Annotated in this window: 16 protein-coding genes; 5 read left to right on the plus strand and 11 right to left on the minus strand. The window is 51.4% G+C overall.

The window, feature by feature from the left end; genetic code table 11:
• Positions 1-47: 47 nt before the first annotated feature.
• From Q3F21_RS10140 to Q3F21_RS10150, 3 genes are all read right to left on the minus strand, one after another.
• A complete protein-coding gene (locus Q3F21_RS10140) occupies positions 48-1748 on the minus strand; it encodes a methyl-accepting chemotaxis protein (protein WP_340252302.1) in 1701 nt (566 codons plus the stop codon).
• Between the two features lie 160 nt (positions 1749-1908).
• On the minus strand, positions 1909-2475 hold the full coding sequence (locus tag Q3F21_RS10145) for a GNAT family N-acetyltransferase (RefSeq protein ID WP_340252026.1): 567 nt from the start codon (positions 2473-2475) through the stop codon (positions 1909-1911).
• Between the two features lie 151 nt (positions 2476-2626).
• Positions 2627-3694, minus strand: a complete 1068-nt coding sequence (locus Q3F21_RS10150; RefSeq protein ID WP_340252029.1) for an HD-GYP domain-containing protein — start codon at positions 3692-3694, stop codon at positions 2627-2629.
• 181 nt (positions 3695-3875) lie between these two features.
• On the opposite strand from Q3F21_RS10150, the gene Q3F21_RS10155 reads away from it, so the two are divergent.
• Positions 3876-4355, plus strand: a complete 480-nt coding sequence (locus Q3F21_RS10155; protein ID WP_340252031.1) for a Mov34/MPN/PAD-1 family protein — start codon at positions 3876-3878, stop codon at positions 4353-4355.
• Here Q3F21_RS10155 and Q3F21_RS10160 read toward each other — a convergent pair.
• Positions 4321-6108 (minus strand): peptidoglycan D,D-transpeptidase FtsI family protein, encoded by a 1788-nt coding sequence (locus tag Q3F21_RS10160; RefSeq protein WP_340252304.1) that lies wholly within the window; start codon positions 6106-6108, stop codon positions 4321-4323. The genes Q3F21_RS10155 and Q3F21_RS10160 overlap by 35 nt on opposite strands.
• A 178-nt stretch (positions 6109-6286) precedes the next feature.
• Between Q3F21_RS10160 and Q3F21_RS10165 the strand changes: the two genes are divergently transcribed.
• Together Q3F21_RS10165 and Q3F21_RS10170 are read left to right on the plus strand one after the other, a co-directional pair.
• Positions 6287-7552 (plus strand): glycosyltransferase family 4 protein, encoded by a 1266-nt coding sequence (locus tag Q3F21_RS10165; RefSeq protein ID WP_340252033.1) that lies wholly within the window; start codon positions 6287-6289, stop codon positions 7550-7552.
• Positions 7553-7621: 69 nt separating this feature from the next.
• Complete coding sequence (locus tag Q3F21_RS10170) at positions 7622-8878, plus strand: glycosyltransferase family 4 protein (protein WP_340252035.1); 1257 nt, start codon at positions 7622-7624, stop codon at positions 8876-8878.
• A 149-nt stretch (positions 8879-9027) separates the two neighbouring features.
• Here the strand turns inward: Q3F21_RS10170 and udk are convergent, their stop codons facing one another.
• The 3 genes from udk to mltG all read right to left on the minus strand — a co-directional run bounded on the left by udk (position 9028) and on the right by mltG (position 11544).
• Positions 9028-9672, minus strand: a complete 645-nt coding sequence (gene udk / locus Q3F21_RS10175) for a uridine kinase (RefSeq protein WP_340252037.1) — start codon at positions 9670-9672, stop codon at positions 9028-9030.
• Positions 9673-9738: 66 nt separating this feature from the next.
• A complete protein-coding gene (locus Q3F21_RS10180; RefSeq protein WP_340252039.1) occupies positions 9739-10374 on the minus strand; it encodes an O-methyltransferase in 636 nt (211 codons plus the stop codon).
• 69 nt (positions 10375-10443) lie between these two features.
• Positions 10444-11544 carry an endolytic transglycosylase MltG gene (gene mltG / locus Q3F21_RS10185; RefSeq protein WP_425341238.1) on the minus strand — a complete coding sequence of 367 codons (1101 nt, stop codon included), beginning with the start codon at positions 11542-11544 and terminating at the stop codon, positions 10444-10446.
• Between the two features lie 222 nt (positions 11545-11766).
• Here mltG and Q3F21_RS10190 point away from each other — a divergent pair, with 222 nt between their 5' ends.
• A complete protein-coding gene (locus Q3F21_RS10190; protein ID WP_340252041.1) occupies positions 11767-12237 on the plus strand; it encodes a hypothetical protein in 471 nt (156 codons plus the stop codon).
• Positions 12237-12836, plus strand: coding sequence for a hypothetical protein (locus Q3F21_RS10195; protein WP_340252043.1), 600 nt, complete (start codon positions 12237-12239; stop codon positions 12834-12836). Before Q3F21_RS10190 ends, Q3F21_RS10195 begins: the two co-directional genes overlap by 1 nt.
• 68 nt (positions 12837-12904) lie before the next feature.
• Here Q3F21_RS10195 and Q3F21_RS10200 read toward each other — a convergent pair whose 3' ends face one another.
• The 4 genes from Q3F21_RS10200 to alaS form a co-directional block, all read right to left on the minus strand.
• On the minus strand, positions 12905-13195 hold the full coding sequence (locus Q3F21_RS10200) for a DUF1292 domain-containing protein (RefSeq protein ID WP_340252045.1): 291 nt from the start codon (positions 13193-13195) through the stop codon (positions 12905-12907).
• A 5-nt stretch (positions 13196-13200) separates the two neighbouring features.
• Complete coding sequence (gene ruvX, locus Q3F21_RS10205; protein WP_340252047.1) at positions 13201-13617, minus strand: Holliday junction resolvase RuvX; 417 nt, start codon at positions 13615-13617, stop codon at positions 13201-13203.
• A gap of 151 nt (positions 13618-13768) precedes the next feature.
• A complete protein-coding gene (locus Q3F21_RS10210; protein WP_340252049.1) occupies positions 13769-14032 on the minus strand; it encodes an IreB family regulatory phosphoprotein in 264 nt (87 codons plus the stop codon).
• A 141-nt stretch (positions 14033-14173) separates the two neighbouring features.
• On the minus strand, positions 14174-16822 hold the full coding sequence (gene alaS / locus Q3F21_RS10215; RefSeq protein WP_340252051.1) for an alanine--tRNA ligase: 2649 nt from the start codon (positions 16820-16822) through the stop codon (positions 14174-14176).
• Between the last annotated feature and the right edge of the window lie 40 nt (positions 16823-16862).

Below are 16862 nucleotides of genomic sequence, written 5' to 3' on the forward strand. Positions count from 1 at the left end.
CGGGTTCTTCGCTGAAGCTAAAGCGTCAGGCAGACTGCCACGTGGTACTACGAAACGCGAAACCTGGATACCAAGGTGCGCAATTCTTCCGCCATCTTCTCCAATGACCCTGCGGATGCAGCGATTTCCTCCATCGAGGCGAGCTGTTCCTCCGAAACAGATGCGACATTTTGCGAATTGGCTGCCGACTCTTCCGCGATTCGGGCCATTTCCTCGATCGAGGCCTTGATCTGTTCGGAGCTGGCTGTCATTTCTTCAGCAACTGCTGTCACTTCCTGGATTTGCGTAGAGGTCTGCTCGACTGAGTGGAAAATGCGCTGGAATCCTACCCCTGTCTCTTCGACGATCACTCTTCCTGTCTCGACTTCCTTCTGCCCTTGTTCCATAGCAGAGACGGCATGGGACGTATCCGCTTGAATCTGGCGGATCAAGTTGGCGATTTGCTCCGCAGAGTTCTTCGACTGCTCGGCCAGTTTGCGAACTTCATCTGCCACGACTGCAAATCCCTTTCCATGCTCCCCTGCGCGTGCCGCTTCTATGGCGGCATTAAGGGCAAGCAGGTTGGTCTGATCGGAAATGTCGGTAATCACCTGGATGATCTCATCGATCTGCTTGGATCTCTGTCCAAGGCGTTTGACAACCTGGTCGGTCTGCGCAACGGCCGCACTGATCGTTTGCATCTGGTCGATAACCTTGCGAATCATTTCGTTGCCCCGTTCGGTCTCTTTTGACGTCTCAATCGAAACCTCGGCTACGGTCGATGCTGTTTCCGCTACGCGCTGGACGCCCAGATTCATCTCGGAAATGAGACGGACGCTGTCATCCACGCTGCGCCCCTGTACCTCTGCGCCGTGGGCGACTCCCTGAATGGCTGAAGCGATCTGGTTTGTCGCTTGTGTGGTTTCCTCCGCGCTGGCCGTAAGCTGTTCGGATGAAGCGGCTACTTGCTCCGCATTGCTCACCACCTCTGTCACCAGCGTACGGAGATTTTGTACCATCTGCGTAAAGGCTTGCGCCAGTTTTCCCAACTCGTCACGGTTCTTGATGCGTCCGATGGCGACTGTCAGATCGCCTGCAGCCACCCTCTCCGCCGCTGCGGTAAGCTGGGCGATTGGCCTGGAAATATGGCGGGACAGCCAGAAGCCGACGATGATTGCGGCTGCGATCGCTGCCAAACTGACGAGCTCGATTGTATTGCGTATTTGCTCAACCAGCTCGCTGTTTTGCAGGGTCTCCTCTTCCATCAGCTTTTTTTCGTTGTCCACGAGCAAATTTGCCAAATTTCTGATTTCACGGGAGACAGGGATGGCGTCGTTTAAAGCGACCCTCTTTGCGTCCTCCCACTCGTTCGTACCCATCAGCTTTTCAACCTGGGCAGCTTTTTCCTTAAACTGGTCATTCAACCGCTGCAAGCTTTCCAGAAGCGTTTGCTCTTCCGGAGCAACCCCCATTTCGGCAGTCTGTTTAACCATGGCGTCCAAGCTGTCGATCGCGTCGTTCACTGTGCTTGCTGAATTCGCTTCAGCCAACAAAACAGCCCGCAAAGCGGCAATTTCTTGGGAAGCCGTACTCTGAATTTCTTTTGCATTTGCCAAAATGATGACCCGTTTTTCAAGCAGTTCAGCATAAGAATCGTTGAGCTGCTTGATAAATAAATAAGCGATGCCATTTGTCATTCCAAACATGAGCACGATACCAAAGAATCCTAGCAATAACTTGTTGCGAATAGACAGCGACAAATTCATCATCCTCCGTATATCATGCAAGACAAGCCCCTACTCAATAGTACCCAATTATCGCAATTTTCACAAGGAGGATAGTACCAATTTTATTGAATCACAAATCAAAACCCCCGATTCCTGTACGATTAACAGGGCCTCGGGGGCTACAAAAAGCTGTATGATGGTCCTAGATCGGGACTGCCAGCATTTTGACCATATGATGGTACAAATGTCCGCTCACCACCAGCGAACTGTCTGCCTGATACCCGATCTGCTCGTAAAGCTGGCGTGTCCGAATGTTATCCTCTTCCACCAGCAAGGCTGTCCGTTCATATCCTCGTCTGATTGCCTCTTCTTCAAAACGGGCCAACAGTCTCCTGCCGATTCCTCTTCCCCGATGACTCGGGTCGACAACGAGCGTATCGAGATAATACTCGTCAGAGCGTGCTTCTTTGACGATGGTGGGAGCTGCTCCGGTCAATTGTTCCAAGCGTCTGGCGAACGGCCTGTCCAGCTCTTCTGTTCGGCTTCCGTGATAACTGATGAAAAGACCGGCCGGCTTTCCTTCGGCTTCCGCGATGATGCAATTCTCATGACTGATCCGGTTTTGTTTTTCCCGGAAAAACTGTTCCAAGACTTTTACGGCTTCATCCTGTGTCTGTGCTCCGGTCAATGTGTGGGCAATATCCCCGATTGCTTCATAGATCAGAGGAGCCGCCCAGCCCGCATCCTCCGGTGCTGCATATCGTATCATGTTTGCCTCCTGATATCGCATTTGTCGGTTTTTCCGTACGCTGTCTATGTATAGACATACGCTTCTATTGTGCCATAACAATGAAAAAAGGTCGATCCCATAGAAAAAAGACGCTCTGGATAAACAGAGCGCCTTCTCAATCCGTGCATGTCTACACGGTCATTTTTTCGATGGTAAGCGAGCGATGATTTCGCAAATCGACGAATTCTTTCTCCCTTCGCACCAACGGCCTCATCGGTTCATCTTGATGGATCAAAATAATTTCAACCTCTTCCCCGTCATTCAGCCTTGCTTTTGACCCGACGTACAGTTGCGCGATATAGCGGACGAACACAGTCACGATTTCAATGTTCAGCAGACCCTCGCACGCCGATTTCCATAGCAGTTGAGCTGCTTCGAAGGGCGATGTGCGAGTCTTGTACACACGGTCTGAACAAATCGCGTCAAACATGTCAGCGACTGCCAGTACTTGACATTCGATCGGAATGTTTTCTTTCGTCCTTCCTTCCGGATAACCGGAGCCGTCCAGCCGCTCATGATGAAGCAAAGCGCAAAGAGAGAGCGTCTCGCAGCATCCCTCCATCGCGTTTACCAGCTCATAGCCGTAAACGGTGTGCCGCTTCATCAGCTCAAATTCTTCGTCCGTCAATTTCCCGGGCTTGAGCAGGATCTCCTTGGGAACCTTCATTTTTCCGATATCGTGCAAAAAGCCTGCTGCTCCCATGACCCTGACGCGTTCCTCATCCCACTTGAGAAGCTGGGCAATCAGGGTCGAGAGAATGCCAACATTTATGGAATGGCGGTACGTATAGCTGTCTGCCCCTTCAAGCACGTACAGCGAACGAAATAGTCCCATTCGTTTTTTTGTGCAATTTGCCACCTTGTGAAACGCTTCTGTAAACTCTTCCAGCCTGGGCATGCGCTCAAACTCAACGCTTTCAAACAAGCGGCGGGTATCTTCCATCGCTTCCAGATAGGATGCTACGCTTTCCTGATCCATTGCCGCATCCATCAACTGGTTCGAAATTTCCTCCCCGTTCCCTTCATTCCAGGTGCCATCCGTTACATGCACATGATTGATCCGCTGTTTGCGGAATAGCTGAACATGCGTTTCCGTCAGGACTGTCCCCTTTTGCAGCAGCAATATTCCGCTTTGTGAATACAAGTCCCTTTCCAAAACACGTCCAGCCAGCAAGCGGTTAACAGAAGCCAATGGCATAGGATCAAACCTTTCCCACAACACTCTTTTTTACTAAATTATAGGAAAAACGCCTTTTGACTTACAAGCCTTTTTTTGCCTTACATGGTTATTTCACCCGTGTCACCCGGCCTGATTTGGTCATAGGATAGTAGGCGGCCTTGACAAAGCAACGGATTTGCAGTTAAAGGAGGTCTCCTGCATGGCTTCATTGTATCTCACGCCAAAAGTATGGCGGCAGATAGAGCAAGCCGTACGAAAAAACCCCAATCTGGAGACTGGCGGAGTCCTGATGGGGTATCCGTTAAGCAAAGAGGAGTGGCTTGTAACCTATGCCAGCGGGCCTGGTCCCAAAGCCATTCACCAACCTCACTCCATCATGTTTGACGACCAGCATTTGCGCAATTTGGTCAGAAAACAGAGCAGACGCAGACAATGGCAATACATTGGAGATTGGCACAGCCATACCGTTCGCAGATTGACCCCGAGCAAAGGGGACCGACGGACGATTTGGGAAAAAGCATCCAAATCCGTTTACATGTCCGCTTCCCCGTTCATGCTGATCGTCGGTCTGAACAAGCGCGATCAATTGCAGGGGAGAGCTTTCACTCTTGGCGATGCTCTGAACGAAGTAAAGAATCTAAAAGTCATCGACCGGCAATTTCTTCAACAACGTCTTTAAAAATCTCCATAGCCCGGTTGCCGCCAGAGACCGGCTGATTTTCGGCAACGACACAGATGGCAAAGCGTGGATTGTCTGCCGGCGCATAGCCAGCAAACCATAAATGGTTCCTCTCGTTATGCCCGGCTCCCGTTTGTGCCGTTCCGCTTTTGCCGGCAACCGGCCAAGTGCTGCTGGCCAATAGCTTTCCGGTTCCGCTTGTCACCACTCGGCTCAAAAGTGTTCTCAGCTTTTTCGCGGTGACGTAATCAATGCCCGTTTCGTCCAGAGACTGTATCGGAAAACGGTAAAAGGACTGACCGTTTTTATAGGTGATTTCCTGGACAAGCCTTACCTGTCCCGGTTGTCCCCCGCGAGCGATTGTCGCCATCATATTGGCAATCTGCAGCGGTGTCATTCGCACGTCACGCTGCCCGATCGCCGTCTGGATCAGTACGCCCTCGTCTTTTCGCGACATCTGATCCAGGTAAACTCGCCCTTTTTCCTCGCCGTCTATTTGGCGAAACCCTTCCAGTTTGAACAAATGGGACGTGCGATGCCCGACCTGTGTCAACAATCCCAATCGACGCGCATACTCCTCCAGCTTCTCCCCGCCAATCCGCTTGGCGATCTGTGCAAACGCAATATTGCAAGAGTCGGCGAAGGCCTCTTCCATCGTCAACGATCCGTGACCTTCCTTTTTCCAGCAGGAAAATCCGTATTTCCCGTAGCTGCCGCTGCAGTGAAACCGTTCCCCTAAAGAGACGATCCCTTCCGCCAATGCTGCGGCTGCCACGACCGTTTTAAAAACGGAGCCGGGAGGCAATTGCTTGACCGCCCGATTTTGCCAGTTCCCTTTTTCAGCCTGCACCCGCGTCTGATCGTAGGCAGGACGGCTGGCCATCGCCAGGACATCGCCACTCGAGATATCCAGCACGACGACCGCGCCCACATCCAAGCCTCTAGCGTCGAGGATCCTCTCAACGCTCCGCTGCATGTCCGCATCAAGCGTCGAAAGCAGCGAAAGCGGGTAATACTCGTTTTGCTGGCTCGAATAGCGAATATCGAGGCCGCGCATCGGATTTCCTTCGCCGTCTACATAATAGGACAAGACAGATGGTTCGATTCCTTGCAAAAATCTGTCAAAGCTTCTTTCCAGGCCGGATGCTCCGATCGTAGTCTCCGCGTTTTTCTTCCCTTGCTCCCACTCATCCGGGTAGAGGGATTGGACCAGCTCGGGGTTTCGATGGATATATCCGATCACATGCTTGGCGACCTCTTCGCTTCTATACCGTTCGGTGACGGCCAGCGAGACAATGCCGGGGATCGCCAGCTTGTTAATCTTCTCCGCCTGCTTTTCGGAAAGCGCCACCAAGCGTCTGGATGAATCTCTCAGCATCACAGGAGCCTTGGCGTTTTTCATCACGTCACTCAGCCGCTCTTCGCTCACGCCAACGATGGAGGCCACCTGCCTTAAACCATCGGTCCCTTTTAGGCTGCCTCGGGCCAGTGGAAACAGGATCAACGCCAGCTGCTCTTCCCCCGTAAACTTGTAGCCGTTCCGATCCAGAATATCTCCTCTGCCGCTATGAAGGACGATACTCTGTTGCCGTTGTTTTACTGCGTTTTTCACCAGATCGATGCCTCTCTTTGTAAACCGATGGGTGGCAGCCAACTGTATCCACCATAACCTTGCTACAAGCCCGATCCAGAGGAGTGTCATCCCCAGCAGCAGCATAAAGTGCCTCCGTTTAACCCGACGCTCCAGATACAATCTTCTCACCTCTCCGGCTTTTCTTTCCAGTATTGCCGGATGGAGCGAGAAGGAAACGGGCGGGAGCAGAACGATTTCAGGCTGACGCTGTTCTAACGCTGACTGCTGCTCCCTGTATATTCCATCAGCCATGCGCATATATTTATTTGCAGGCGTGAAAAAGGGAGGCGGCATAAGCTTGCACATTTTAATTTTAAGCCCGGAAATGCCTTATCCTCCGACAAGCGGCGGTAGGCTGCGCGTTTTTAAAGTGCTAAAAGAGCTTGCTGCAAGCAACGACATCTATCTTATTTCCTTTTATAAGAGCGAAGAAGACCTGCGCTATAAAGAAAAGCTGCTAACCTATTGCAAAGACGTCCATTTGGTCCCCCTGCCGCTGAAATCATTTCCGGACCCCCGCGGAAACAATGACACATTTCGCAATCATATCTTGGCAAACAAGATCCGATGGTATTTTTCCTTGACACCGGCGATCAATAGCTACTATTTCTCCCAGGAATTTCAAAGCAGCATCGATCGCTTTCTGGAACGGTATCCCATCGAGATCATCCAATTCGAGCATAGCTATATCGACCAGTATCGCTACAAAAATTTGATACATAAGAAAATCAAAAAAGTGCTGGTCCAATATAATGTGGAGCACGACTTGTACAGGCAGAGAATGGAGTACGTCGGTCGAAGCAAATCCGTCATCTGGAGGCTAAAGGCGAGGCTGGACAGTCTTACCTTTAAAAAATTTGAATTGAACAAAGTCAAAGATCAGGACTTATGTATCATGGTGTCTGAGGAAGACAAGAAGCAGCTGGCTTCGCTTTTGCCTGACTCCGCTCCCAAGACAATCGTCGTACCGAATGGGGTCGATATCGATTACATAAAGCCTGTCCTTGATCCGGCGACACGTGATCAACAATCTCTCGTATTTACGGCTGGCATGTTCTGGTTTCCCAACGAGGATGGGTTGCTGTGGTTTGCGGAAAGCATTTTTCCGAAAATCGCCGCCGTGCACCCGCACCTAAGGATTTTTGTGGCCGGAAAGGAGCCCTCGGAAAAAGTAAAAGCACTGCAAATGAAGGACAGCAGATACGTAATTACCGGATATGTGGATGACATCAGGGATTATCTGTACAGAGGAACCGTGTTTATCTGCCCGCTCCGGCTTGGAGGAGGCACAAAAGTAAAAATACTGGAGGCAATGGCAAGCGGTATCCCGGTCGTTTCAACCGTTTCCGGCAGCAAGGGAATTAAAGCCAACGATCATGAACATATCCTGATCGCGAAAAATGAAGAGGAATTTGCAAAAAAAGTTCTCGCATTGCTTCGTCAGCCTGAGCTGCGCAAAGAACTCGCCAGCAATGCCAGACGTTTGGTTGAAGAAACGTACAGCTGGAAACGAATCGTCGCTGAGTACGAGAAAGAATTGAAAAAAATGCTATCCATTCACTAGCTTGGAATAAAATCGGCCGCTTCTGCAGTTTCCGGTATCTCCATCCTGCTGTTTGGAGGTGAAAGTGGGTTGAATATCCTTATCCTAAGCCCGGAAATGCCTTATCCTCCAACAAGCGGCGGTAGGCTGCGCGTTTTTAAAGTACTAAAGGAATTGTCTGCAAGCAACAATGTCTATCTCATTGCCTACTATTCCGATGACAATGACCCGCAATATGAACAAAGTCTTCGCCGCTACTGCAAAGACGTCCGTTTAATCCCGCTCCCGATGAGGTCTTTTCCCAATCCCCGCGGCAACAACGAAAAATTTTACGACCAGGTATGGCTGAACAAGATGCGCTGGTACTTTTCCCAAGCTCCGATCGTCAATCAATATTTCTTCTCGGAAAAATTCCAGGAGAGTATCGATTTCTTTATCGAACATTACCCCATCGATATTATTCAGCTTGAGCATTGCTTTATTGATCAGTACGATTACAAAATTGCCCATGACAAACGAATAAAAAAGGTGCTTGTTCAGCAAAATGTCGAACACGAGGTTTATTTGCAGAGATTGAACTATATCGGAAGGAATATGACCGTGCTATGGAAGATAAAAGCTCACTTGGACTACAAAAAATTCATGGAATTCGAACGAAGTACGGTCAGCAATCAGGATTTGTGCGTAACCGTTTCGGATGATGACAAAGATAAACTACTCGCATTTATCTCTGATCCCGCTCCCAAAACCATCGTTGTACCGAATGGAGTCGATGTCGATTACCTGCGGCCTCCCGGAGCAAAAAGGGATGAACATACTCTTGTGTTCACGGGCCATATGGGCTGGTTCCCGAACGAGGACGGCATACTTTGGTTCTTTCAAGAGATTTTCCCTAAGGTTTCTGCTGTGTACCCTGAGATACGGGTCTACGTCGCAGGAAGAGAACCTTCCGATCAGATAAAAGCCATAACGAAAATGGACAGCAGGTTTGTTGTTACGGGATATGTAGATGACATCAGAGATTTTCTCTATAAGGGAACCGTATTTGTCTGCCCGCTCAGAATGGGGGGAGGGACGCGATTGAAAATTTTGGAGGCGATGGCCAGCGGTCTGCCTGTTGTGTCTACTTCGCTTGGCTCCCAGGGACTGGAGGCAATCCCCGGGGAACACATCGGAATCGCTGATACCGCAGACGACTTTGCGAAAAAAGTGTTGTTGCTTCTTGCAAACCACAAACTGCGTGAACAGATTTCTATAAAAGCCAGGCAGCTTGTCGAGGAAAAATACTGTTGGAAGCGGATTGTCCACGTATACGAGAGAGAATTGAAAAATTTGCTGCGCGGATAGTTTCTTTGTCTGCATTCGCATTCGTTTGAGTTTTGGAGTTAGGAAAATATGCAAGGAGCCGTTCGTGACATCCTCCCAATGGGAAGCTGACAGGAACGGCTCCGTCATTTGTTCATACCGTCGATATGACTGATTCTCTCTCTTTACGCTTACGACTTGTTTGCCACCTGCTGCTTCTCCAGCAAAATGTCGCGTATTTTCGTCGACAATAGATCCAGAGCCACTCGGTTGTATCCCCCTTCAGGAATAATCACGTCGGCGTACCGTTTTGTCGGCTCGATAAATTGCAGATGCATCGGGCGGACTACGTCCAGATACTGGCTCACGACAGAGTCGAGCGAACGTCCCCGCTCCTCGATATCCCGCACGATCCTGCGGACAATCCGCACGTCCGCATCCGTATCGACAAACACCTTGATATCCATCAACTCGCGAATCCGCGGGTCTTCCAAAATCAGCATGCCTTCCAGAATAATGACATCCTTCGGTTCTACCCGCACCGTTTCCTGCTTGCGGTTGTGCACCTTGAAATCATAAATGGGCTTTTCGATCGCTCTGCCTTCGATCAGCTCCTGCAGCTGGAACAGCATCAAATCGCTATCAAATGCAAACGGATGGTCATAATTCGTAAGCACCCGTTCTTCCAGGCTCAAGTGGCTCTGATCCTTGTAGTAAGAATCCTGTTCAATCATCGTGACGCTTTCATTTTGAAATTGCCGGTACAATGCCCTTGCCACTGTAGTTTTGCCGGAACCGCTGCCCCCGGCTACCCCTATCACGACGGGGTGACCCATGACTCATATCCCCTTCCTCATGCAGCCCTCTTCAACAAATTGTTGGAGGTTGGTCTTTGTTGCTCGTTATCTTTTTTTAAAACTGACAGCCAGCCCGTCTCCGACCGGAATAAATGCAGTCTCCAGCTCGGGCTGCTGGACCAGATAGCGATTAAAACCAATCAGCTTGTCCACCATGGGACGCAGTCTTTTTCCTGCTTCCTCAGGAGTGGCGACAAGGCCGCGGAACAAGACATTGTCTGTCAGTACCATTCCTCCCGGATTCAAGAGCGGCAGGTAGAGGTCAAGAAACGAACGGTATTGCCCCTTTGCCGCATCGATGAACAGACAGTCAAAACGGAAGGAATCCGGAAGGCCGGTCGTCGCATCCTTGAAAAGAACCTCTACCCTGTCTGCAACCCCGGCTTCGCTCAGATTTGCTCTCGCTCTCTGAAGCCTTTCCTCGTCGATGTCCATCGTCACGATCTTCGCTTGCGGTGCCGCCTCTGCCAGCCAAATCGTTGAATAGCCAATGGCCGTTCCCACCTCAAGAATGTGCTTGGGACGGTGAAGCAGCAGATAAGAGCGCATCACCTGCGCTGCAGGGAGCTGTACGATCGGAATGCCTTCTGCCCGAGCCTCTTTTTCCAGGCGCTGCAGCAATGGAGAACGCGGGGGGACCAGTCCCGATACATATTCGTCTATCGCAGGATTGGTTATCATCACGTCACCCCCTTTTCACAACCGAATTATTATAGCATAAAGCCGTGGCAATAAGCCGAAAACCACTTACTATTTTCCTCTGCTCTTTTTATCCTGGGCGTTATGCTCCTCCAGCGTGCGGGAGAAGTAGTGCTCCGAGGTGCCGTCCTTCTTCGTTACATAGAAAAAGTAATCATGGCTCTGTGGCGAAACGACAGCGGCGAGCGACGCTCTGCCCGGATTGGCGATCGGACCGGGAGGCAGGCCGGGATGCAGATACGTATTGTATGGGCTCTCTACTTTCAAGTCTTCATACGTAATTCTGTCTCTCTGCTTGCCGAGCACGAATTGGACTGTGGCATCCGCCTGCAAAAGCCACCCCTCCCGTATCCGATTATAATAAACGCCGGCTACAGTAGGCCGCTCTTTGTCGACGACGACCTCTCTTTCGACGATGGAGGCCAGTGTGACGGCGTCATCGATCGTCATTTTTCGCTTTGCGAGCAGCTCTGTCCACTCCGGCTTCCACTCTTTCTGAAACTGCTCCAGCATTTTTGAGATAATCTCGTGCTCGTCGGCTTCCTTCTTGATCTCGTAGGTTTCCGGGAACAAGTACCCTTCCAGGCGATGCTTCCGCCCTTCCTTTTGCGGGATTGACGCGACGAATGGAAACTCGGGGAAGCTGCCCTGATTGACTTCCTTCAGAAACTTCGCCTTGTCCGCCAGACCTTTTTCGGCCAGGTGATCGGCGATCTGTTCGACATTCCAGCCTTCCGGGACCGTAAAACGCATCGCATTGACAATGGTTTTTCCCTCTCCCATCGCTTGCAGCAGCTGATCGATCGTTTGGCCTGTCTGGAACTGGTAGTCTCCGGCCTGCAAGCGGGAGCCTGTCCCTTTGTACTGGACATAGTATGCGAAAAGATCGGGATTCCGTATCAATCCGTTCTCATGCAGGATGCGGCCAATTTGCTTCACAGATGAGCCGGATGGAATTTGCACCTCTTTGGTAACGGCTTCTCCGGCGACAGGCTGCAAGCCTTGATACACGTAGTAAACCAATCCTGCTGTGCCGAGCAGCACCAGCAAGAATAAGATGACGACTGTACGGAAAAAACGGCCTCCCCTTCTCCGTTTCTGCACCGGCGGCCAATCCGATTGGTCGTCGTGTTTGATTGACATAGGATTCACGTAAAAGAGTCCTCCTTCTTGGCAGCGCCTTTCTCAATCTCTGCGGCAAGCCACGCTTGGGCGACCGGGTAAAAAATAGGCCGCCCTTTTATCTGTTTCATTATACCGAAGGCATGTCTACCTTGTCATCAACTCCTGCGTGAAGCATTTTCCGGGAAACAAGCAGGAATTTCCTCGCTAACAATGGAAGAAATAAACAACGACGCAGGAAGGGATTTACTTATGATGAAACGCTTTTTCACTTTTTTGGAATGGGTGCTTGTACTCTTTTTCGGGGGGCAGGTCCTTCTTCTCTTGATCAGCTCGTTCACAGTGCTGTTTGCCAACGCAGATGAAATACGTCTTGCCAAAAAAGCGGGCACCTTCTATCCAGGCCCCGGCATCTCTCAAACGTATTATAACCGGGAATTCACGGTAGACGGGGTCAGATACAACGGGAAAACACTGGAGGTTTATATGACCAGTCGCGGTTTTGGTTCAAACTCTCTTCCCAGCTTTGTAAAAATTGCTTCAGACACTGGCCAAGATCTAGACGTCAGCTCAAGCGGGGCATCTGGCGGTTGGCTTTTGTCCAAAGGCTCCTACCTGGTAAAAGAAGCTCCATCCGATCTTCAATCCATTCGCATCTATGACGAAAGCTACGGCCAATCCTTCTCCTTTACCGTTCCGCTGATGAAAGGAGGGGTAGAGTAATGCAAGAGCGCTTGCGACTGCGAGAACGCAGAAACCGCTTGATCCGTTGGCTGATTATTGTCGTATCTTTGTTAATCCTGTTTCCCCTTTACTACCCAAGCCCGTGGTCCCCAAAATCCGCTGCTGGACACACACTTGAAGGAATGGGGTTCTCCGCTGGTACCATCGAGGTTGTATCTATGATTCAAACAGGCGGCATGTACTCCGTCCTTTTCTACGATGATCAGCATGAGCTCTACCACCATTTTCACATGGATCGGCCGTTCGGTATTCTATGGCGAAACAGGGGTGGAGGGGTGGGACATCCTTTAGATCACGACGAAATGTTAAAAATGAGTTGGGGCGGACACCGGGAGGGTGACAGCTGGTACACCTACGCTGTTAACCAGGTCAATGATCCGCTCATCCACACACTAACCGTAGAATGGAGCGACGGGGTAAAGCAATCGATGCAGCCAGTCAAAGGCTTGTATCATTTTGCCCGTGCGTTCGGCCCTGACGAGGGAGCAGCCCCTGTTCTTCTGGCTTATGATGCAAACGGCAAGCTGCTCTACCGTTTGGATGAGGATCACCGGGTGATTCGCAAATCTGATCAATAGTTGGGCATAAAAAATCGAGAGGGCACTATATCCCTCTCGTTTATCTGCCTCCAGCTATTCCAGACTGTCTACAGTTCTTCCTTCTCCAGATCGGAAATCAAGGTCTCGAATGTCGCTTCCACCTGCTCCCACTCTTCATCGTCCTCGATCGGCTGGAGCATATCCGTGCCCTCGTAGCGGAGGAAGTGAACCTCGTACTCTTCTTCCTCCTCCTGATCGACAGGGACCAGGACCAGATACGAGCGATCCTCGATGTCGAAGATATACATAATGCGGAAATCACGAGGATCGTCGCTTCCTTCCTCGGTCAGCGCGATCACATCGCCTACCTCAAACTCATCAAACAACTCTTCACTCATGCTCGTCACCTCGATTTCGCGTCCAAATAACCCTGCAGGATTAGTACGGCCGCCATTTTGTCGATTACTTTTTTTCTTTTTTGCCGGCTGACATCAGCGGAGATCAGCATGCGCTCGGCGGCCATAGTCGTCAGACGCTCATCCCAGAGATGGACGGGCAAAGACGTATGCGCTTCGAGCCTGCTCGCAAAGGCTTGACAAATTTCGCCTCGCGGGCCTATGGTTCCGTTCATGTTCTTTGGCAGGCCTACGACGATTTCGCCCACGTCATACTTCGCGATCCACTCATCAAGGCGGGCGAAGTCCTTTTCCCTGGACTGCCGCTTGATGGTTTCCACACCTTGGGCCGTCCAGCCCAGCTCATCGCTGACGGCGACTCCGATGGTTTTGTCTCCGACATCCAATCCCATAATCCGTTTCATCCGACTCGCCTACTTACGCTGTTCTGATTAGATTATTCCTGCTTCGTCTGCACGTTGACAAAGCCATTTGCCCGATGCACAGGATGTGCGAGTTCTACGGTGCAACGAGGCGTCTCGTTTTGACCGATCACTCATGACGACAGGGACGGGTTTATTTATCCCTGTCGACCAAATAGACTGTTACCAGTTCCTCGATAATCCGGTCCCGTTCGATTTTTCCGATCAGGCTTCTTGCATTGTTGTGGCGGGGAATGAAAGCCGGATCACCGGAAAGCAGATAACCGACGATCTGTGTAATCGGGTTGTATCCTTTTTCCTGTAAAGCCCGATAGACCTCTGTCAAGGTTTCCCGAACTTCCTCTGAATTATTCTCTTTGGGCACCGTGAACTTCATGGTATTATCCATCGAACTCACGATCAACACCTCGATTCATTGAGACTCTGCCACTGGTTGCTTTGCTTTTCCTTGTGTACTTCGCTTCGAACAAGTCAAATTCCTTGTTGGTTCTGCACTTTTCCACAAAAATTGGCGAAAGCTGACAAGACGGAGGCGATGTTACTTCGCCGCCATCTGTCCTTTTACCAGCTCGTATACCAGATCAAGCGCTTCCTGCAGCTTGGACGGGTCTTTGCCGCCAGCCTGGGCCATATCTGGACGTCCGCCTCCTCCGCCGCCGCAGCGAGTCGCTACTTCCTTAATGATTTTGCCTGCGTGCAAGCCTTGATCCATCAGATCCTTGGTCACCCCTGCAACGAGGTTGACCTTTTCTCCGTCCGCGGAGCCAAGGACGATAACTGCAGAGCCAAGCTTGTTTTTCAGTTCATCGACCATGCCGCGCAAATTATCCATATCGGCTGCGGATACGCGGGCCGCCAGTACCTGCACGCCGTCTACCTGCTGGAGCTTGTCGGTCAAGGAAGCCGCTTCGATATTGCCCAGCTTGGTGCGGAGGGATTCATTTTCACGCTGTACCTCCTTGAGCTGTTGCTGGAGAGCCTCCACACGGGCTGGAGCTTCTGCCAAAAGCGGCACCTTCAGCGTTTGCGCCACGTCCTTCAGAATGCCGAGCTGTTCGTTCAGGAACTGGTAAGCGCCGCGTCCGGTTACCGCTTCGATCCGGCGCGTTCCCGCTCCAATGCCGCTTTCGCTCATAATCTTGAACAGGCCGATCTCCGCCGTGTTGGCAACATGGCATCCGCCGCACAGCTCCAGGCTGTATTCGCCCACTTTGACGACCCGTACGATGTCGCCGTACTTTTCGCCGAACAGGGCCATCGCGCCCATCGCCTTTGCTTCGGTTAGCGAACGATTGGTGATTTCTACTGTCAGATTGGCCCAAACCTTTTCGTTGACGATCTTTTCAATCCGATCCAGCTCTTCAGGGGCGATCGAGCTGATGTGTGTAAAGTCGAAGCGAAGCCGTTCGGGAGCCACCAGCGAGCCTGCCTGATTGACATGAGTACCCAGTACGTCTTTCAGCGCTTGATGGAGCAAGTGGGTGGCGGTATGGTTTTTCGTAATGTCGAGTCGGGCTTCGCGGTTTACCTGTGCCCGGACCTCGTCGCCAACGCGAAGTGCGCCCGCTTCCACTGTCACGGTATGGATGTTTTGTCCCATCGGCCCTTTTTGAACGTCGCTGACCCGCGCTTTCACATTGTCGGAGATGAGCTCGCCTTCATCGTTGACCTGACCGCCGCTTTCCGCATAGAAAGGAGTGCGGCTCAGGACTACTTGAACCGTTTGACCTTCCTCCGCCTGATCGACCAATTGATTCGCCGACACAATCGCCTCGACTTTTCCAGTCGTTACCAACTCAGTATACCCAACAAACTCGCTCGTAACCGTCAAATCGGAAAGCGGACCTCCCTGGATCTGCATGCTGTCCACGTCCTGACGGGCATCACGGGCACGTTTGCGCTGCTCCTCCATCGCTTGCTCAAAGCCGTCGCGGTCAACGGACAGCTCTTGCTCACCCGCGAAGTCTTCGGTAAGGTCGACCGGGAAGCCGTAGGTGTCGTACATTTTAAACACTTCCGGCCCGGACAGCTGGCTTTTGCCTTCCGCTTTTGCCGTTTTTACCATTTCGGACAAGATAGCGAGTCCATCGTTCAAGGTTTCGTGGAAACGCTCTTCCTCGGCACGAATCACTTTTTCGATGAATGCGCGCTTCTCCACCACTTCCGGATAGAATTCGCCCATCATGCTGCCGACTGTCTCCGTCAGGTGATACAGGAACGGCTGCTCGATGCCAAGCTTTTTGCCCATCCGGACAGCACGGCGCAGCAGGCGGCGAATCACATAGCCGCGGCCCTCGTTGGACGGCAGGGCACCGTCGCCGATGGCAAATGTGACCGTACGGGAGTGGTCGGCGATCACTTTCAGGGCTACATCCAGTTCAGGGTCTTGTTTATACGCTACGCCGGAAATGCGGCTGGCCGCTTCGATCAGCGGGAACAACAGGTCTGTTTCGTAGTTGTTGTCCACTTCCTGAATGACGGAAGCCATCCGCTCCAGACCCATGCCGGTATCGATGTTTTTCTTCGGCAATGGCGTGTAGGTGCCGTCGGGATTGTGGTTAAACTGGGAGAATACGAGGTTCCACACTTCCAGATAGCGTTCGTTTTCTCCGCCTGGGTACAGCTCCGGGTCATTCGGGTCATTGCCGAAACGCTCGCCCCGGTCGTAGAAAATCTCCGTATTGGGACCGCTCGGGCCTTCCCCGATATCCCAGAAGTTCCCTTCCAGCCGGATAATCCGTTCTGCAGGAAGACCGATCTGCTTGTGCCAGATTTCGAAAGCTTCCTCGTCTTCCGGGTGAATAGTGACGGAAAGCTTGTCCGGATCAAAGCCGATCCACTCCTTGCTTGTGAGGAACTCCCATGCCCAGTGAATCGATTCTTCCTTGAAGTAATCGCCGATGGAAAAGTTCCCCATCATTTCAAAGAAGGTATGGTGGCGAGCTGTCCGGCCCACGTTTTCGATGTCGTTGGTGCGGATCGACTTTTGCGCGTTGGTGATGCGCGGATTTTCCGGGATGATGCGGCCGTCGAAATATTTTTTAAGCGTGGCTACACCGCTGTTGATCCAAAGCAGGGATGGATCGTCCACCGGGACGAGGGGCGCACTCGGTTCGATGCGATGGCCCTTTTGCACGAAAAAATCAAGGAACATTCTGCGGATTTGATTGCCTGTCAGCTTCTTCATAAGAACTGCCCTCCTGTTATGATGAAGTATGAAAATAAAA

Origin of the sequence: Brevibacillus borstelensis (genome assembly GCF_037834415.1) — a bacterium.
GTDB classification, from domain to species: Bacteria; Bacillota; Bacilli; order Brevibacillales; family Brevibacillaceae; genus Brevibacillus; species Brevibacillus borstelensis_A.

What these genes read in the sequence shown, in the direction of transcription:
- Q3F21_RS10140 (WP_340252302.1), bottom strand. Translation starts at nt 1,748, where the DNA reads ATGATGAATTTGTCGCTGTCTATTCGCAACAAGTTATTGCTAGGATTC.
- Q3F21_RS10145 (WP_340252026.1), bottom strand. Translation starts at nt 2,475, where the DNA reads ATGATACGATATGCAGCACCGGAGGATGCGGGCTGGGCGGCTCCTCTG.
- Q3F21_RS10150 (WP_340252029.1), bottom strand. Translation starts at nt 3,694, where the DNA reads ATGCCATTGGCTTCTGTTAACCGCTTGCTGGCTGGACGTGTTTTGGAA.
- Q3F21_RS10155 (WP_340252031.1), top strand. Translation starts at nt 3,876, where the DNA reads ATGGCTTCATTGTATCTCACGCCAAAAGTATGGCGGCAGATAGAGCAA.
- udk (WP_340252037.1), bottom strand. Translation starts at nt 9,672, where the DNA reads ATGGGTCACCCCGTCGTGATAGGGGTAGCCGGGGGCAGCGGTTCCGGC.
- Q3F21_RS10180 (WP_340252039.1), bottom strand. Translation starts at nt 10,374, where the DNA reads ATGATAACCAATCCTGCGATAGACGAATATGTATCGGGACTGGTCCCC.
- Q3F21_RS10190 (WP_340252041.1), top strand. Translation starts at nt 11,767, where the DNA reads ATGATGAAACGCTTTTTCACTTTTTTGGAATGGGTGCTTGTACTCTTT.
- Q3F21_RS10195 (WP_340252043.1), top strand. Translation starts at nt 12,237, where the DNA reads ATGCAAGAGCGCTTGCGACTGCGAGAACGCAGAAACCGCTTGATCCGT.
- Q3F21_RS10200 (WP_340252045.1), bottom strand. Translation starts at nt 13,195, where the DNA reads ATGAGTGAAGAGTTGTTTGATGAGTTTGAGGTAGGCGATGTGATCGCG.
- ruvX (WP_340252047.1), bottom strand. Translation starts at nt 13,617, where the DNA reads ATGAAACGGATTATGGGATTGGATGTCGGAGACAAAACCATCGGAGTC.
- alaS (WP_340252051.1), bottom strand. Translation starts at nt 16,822, where the DNA reads ATGAAGAAGCTGACAGGCAATCAAATCCGCAGAATGTTCCTTGATTTT.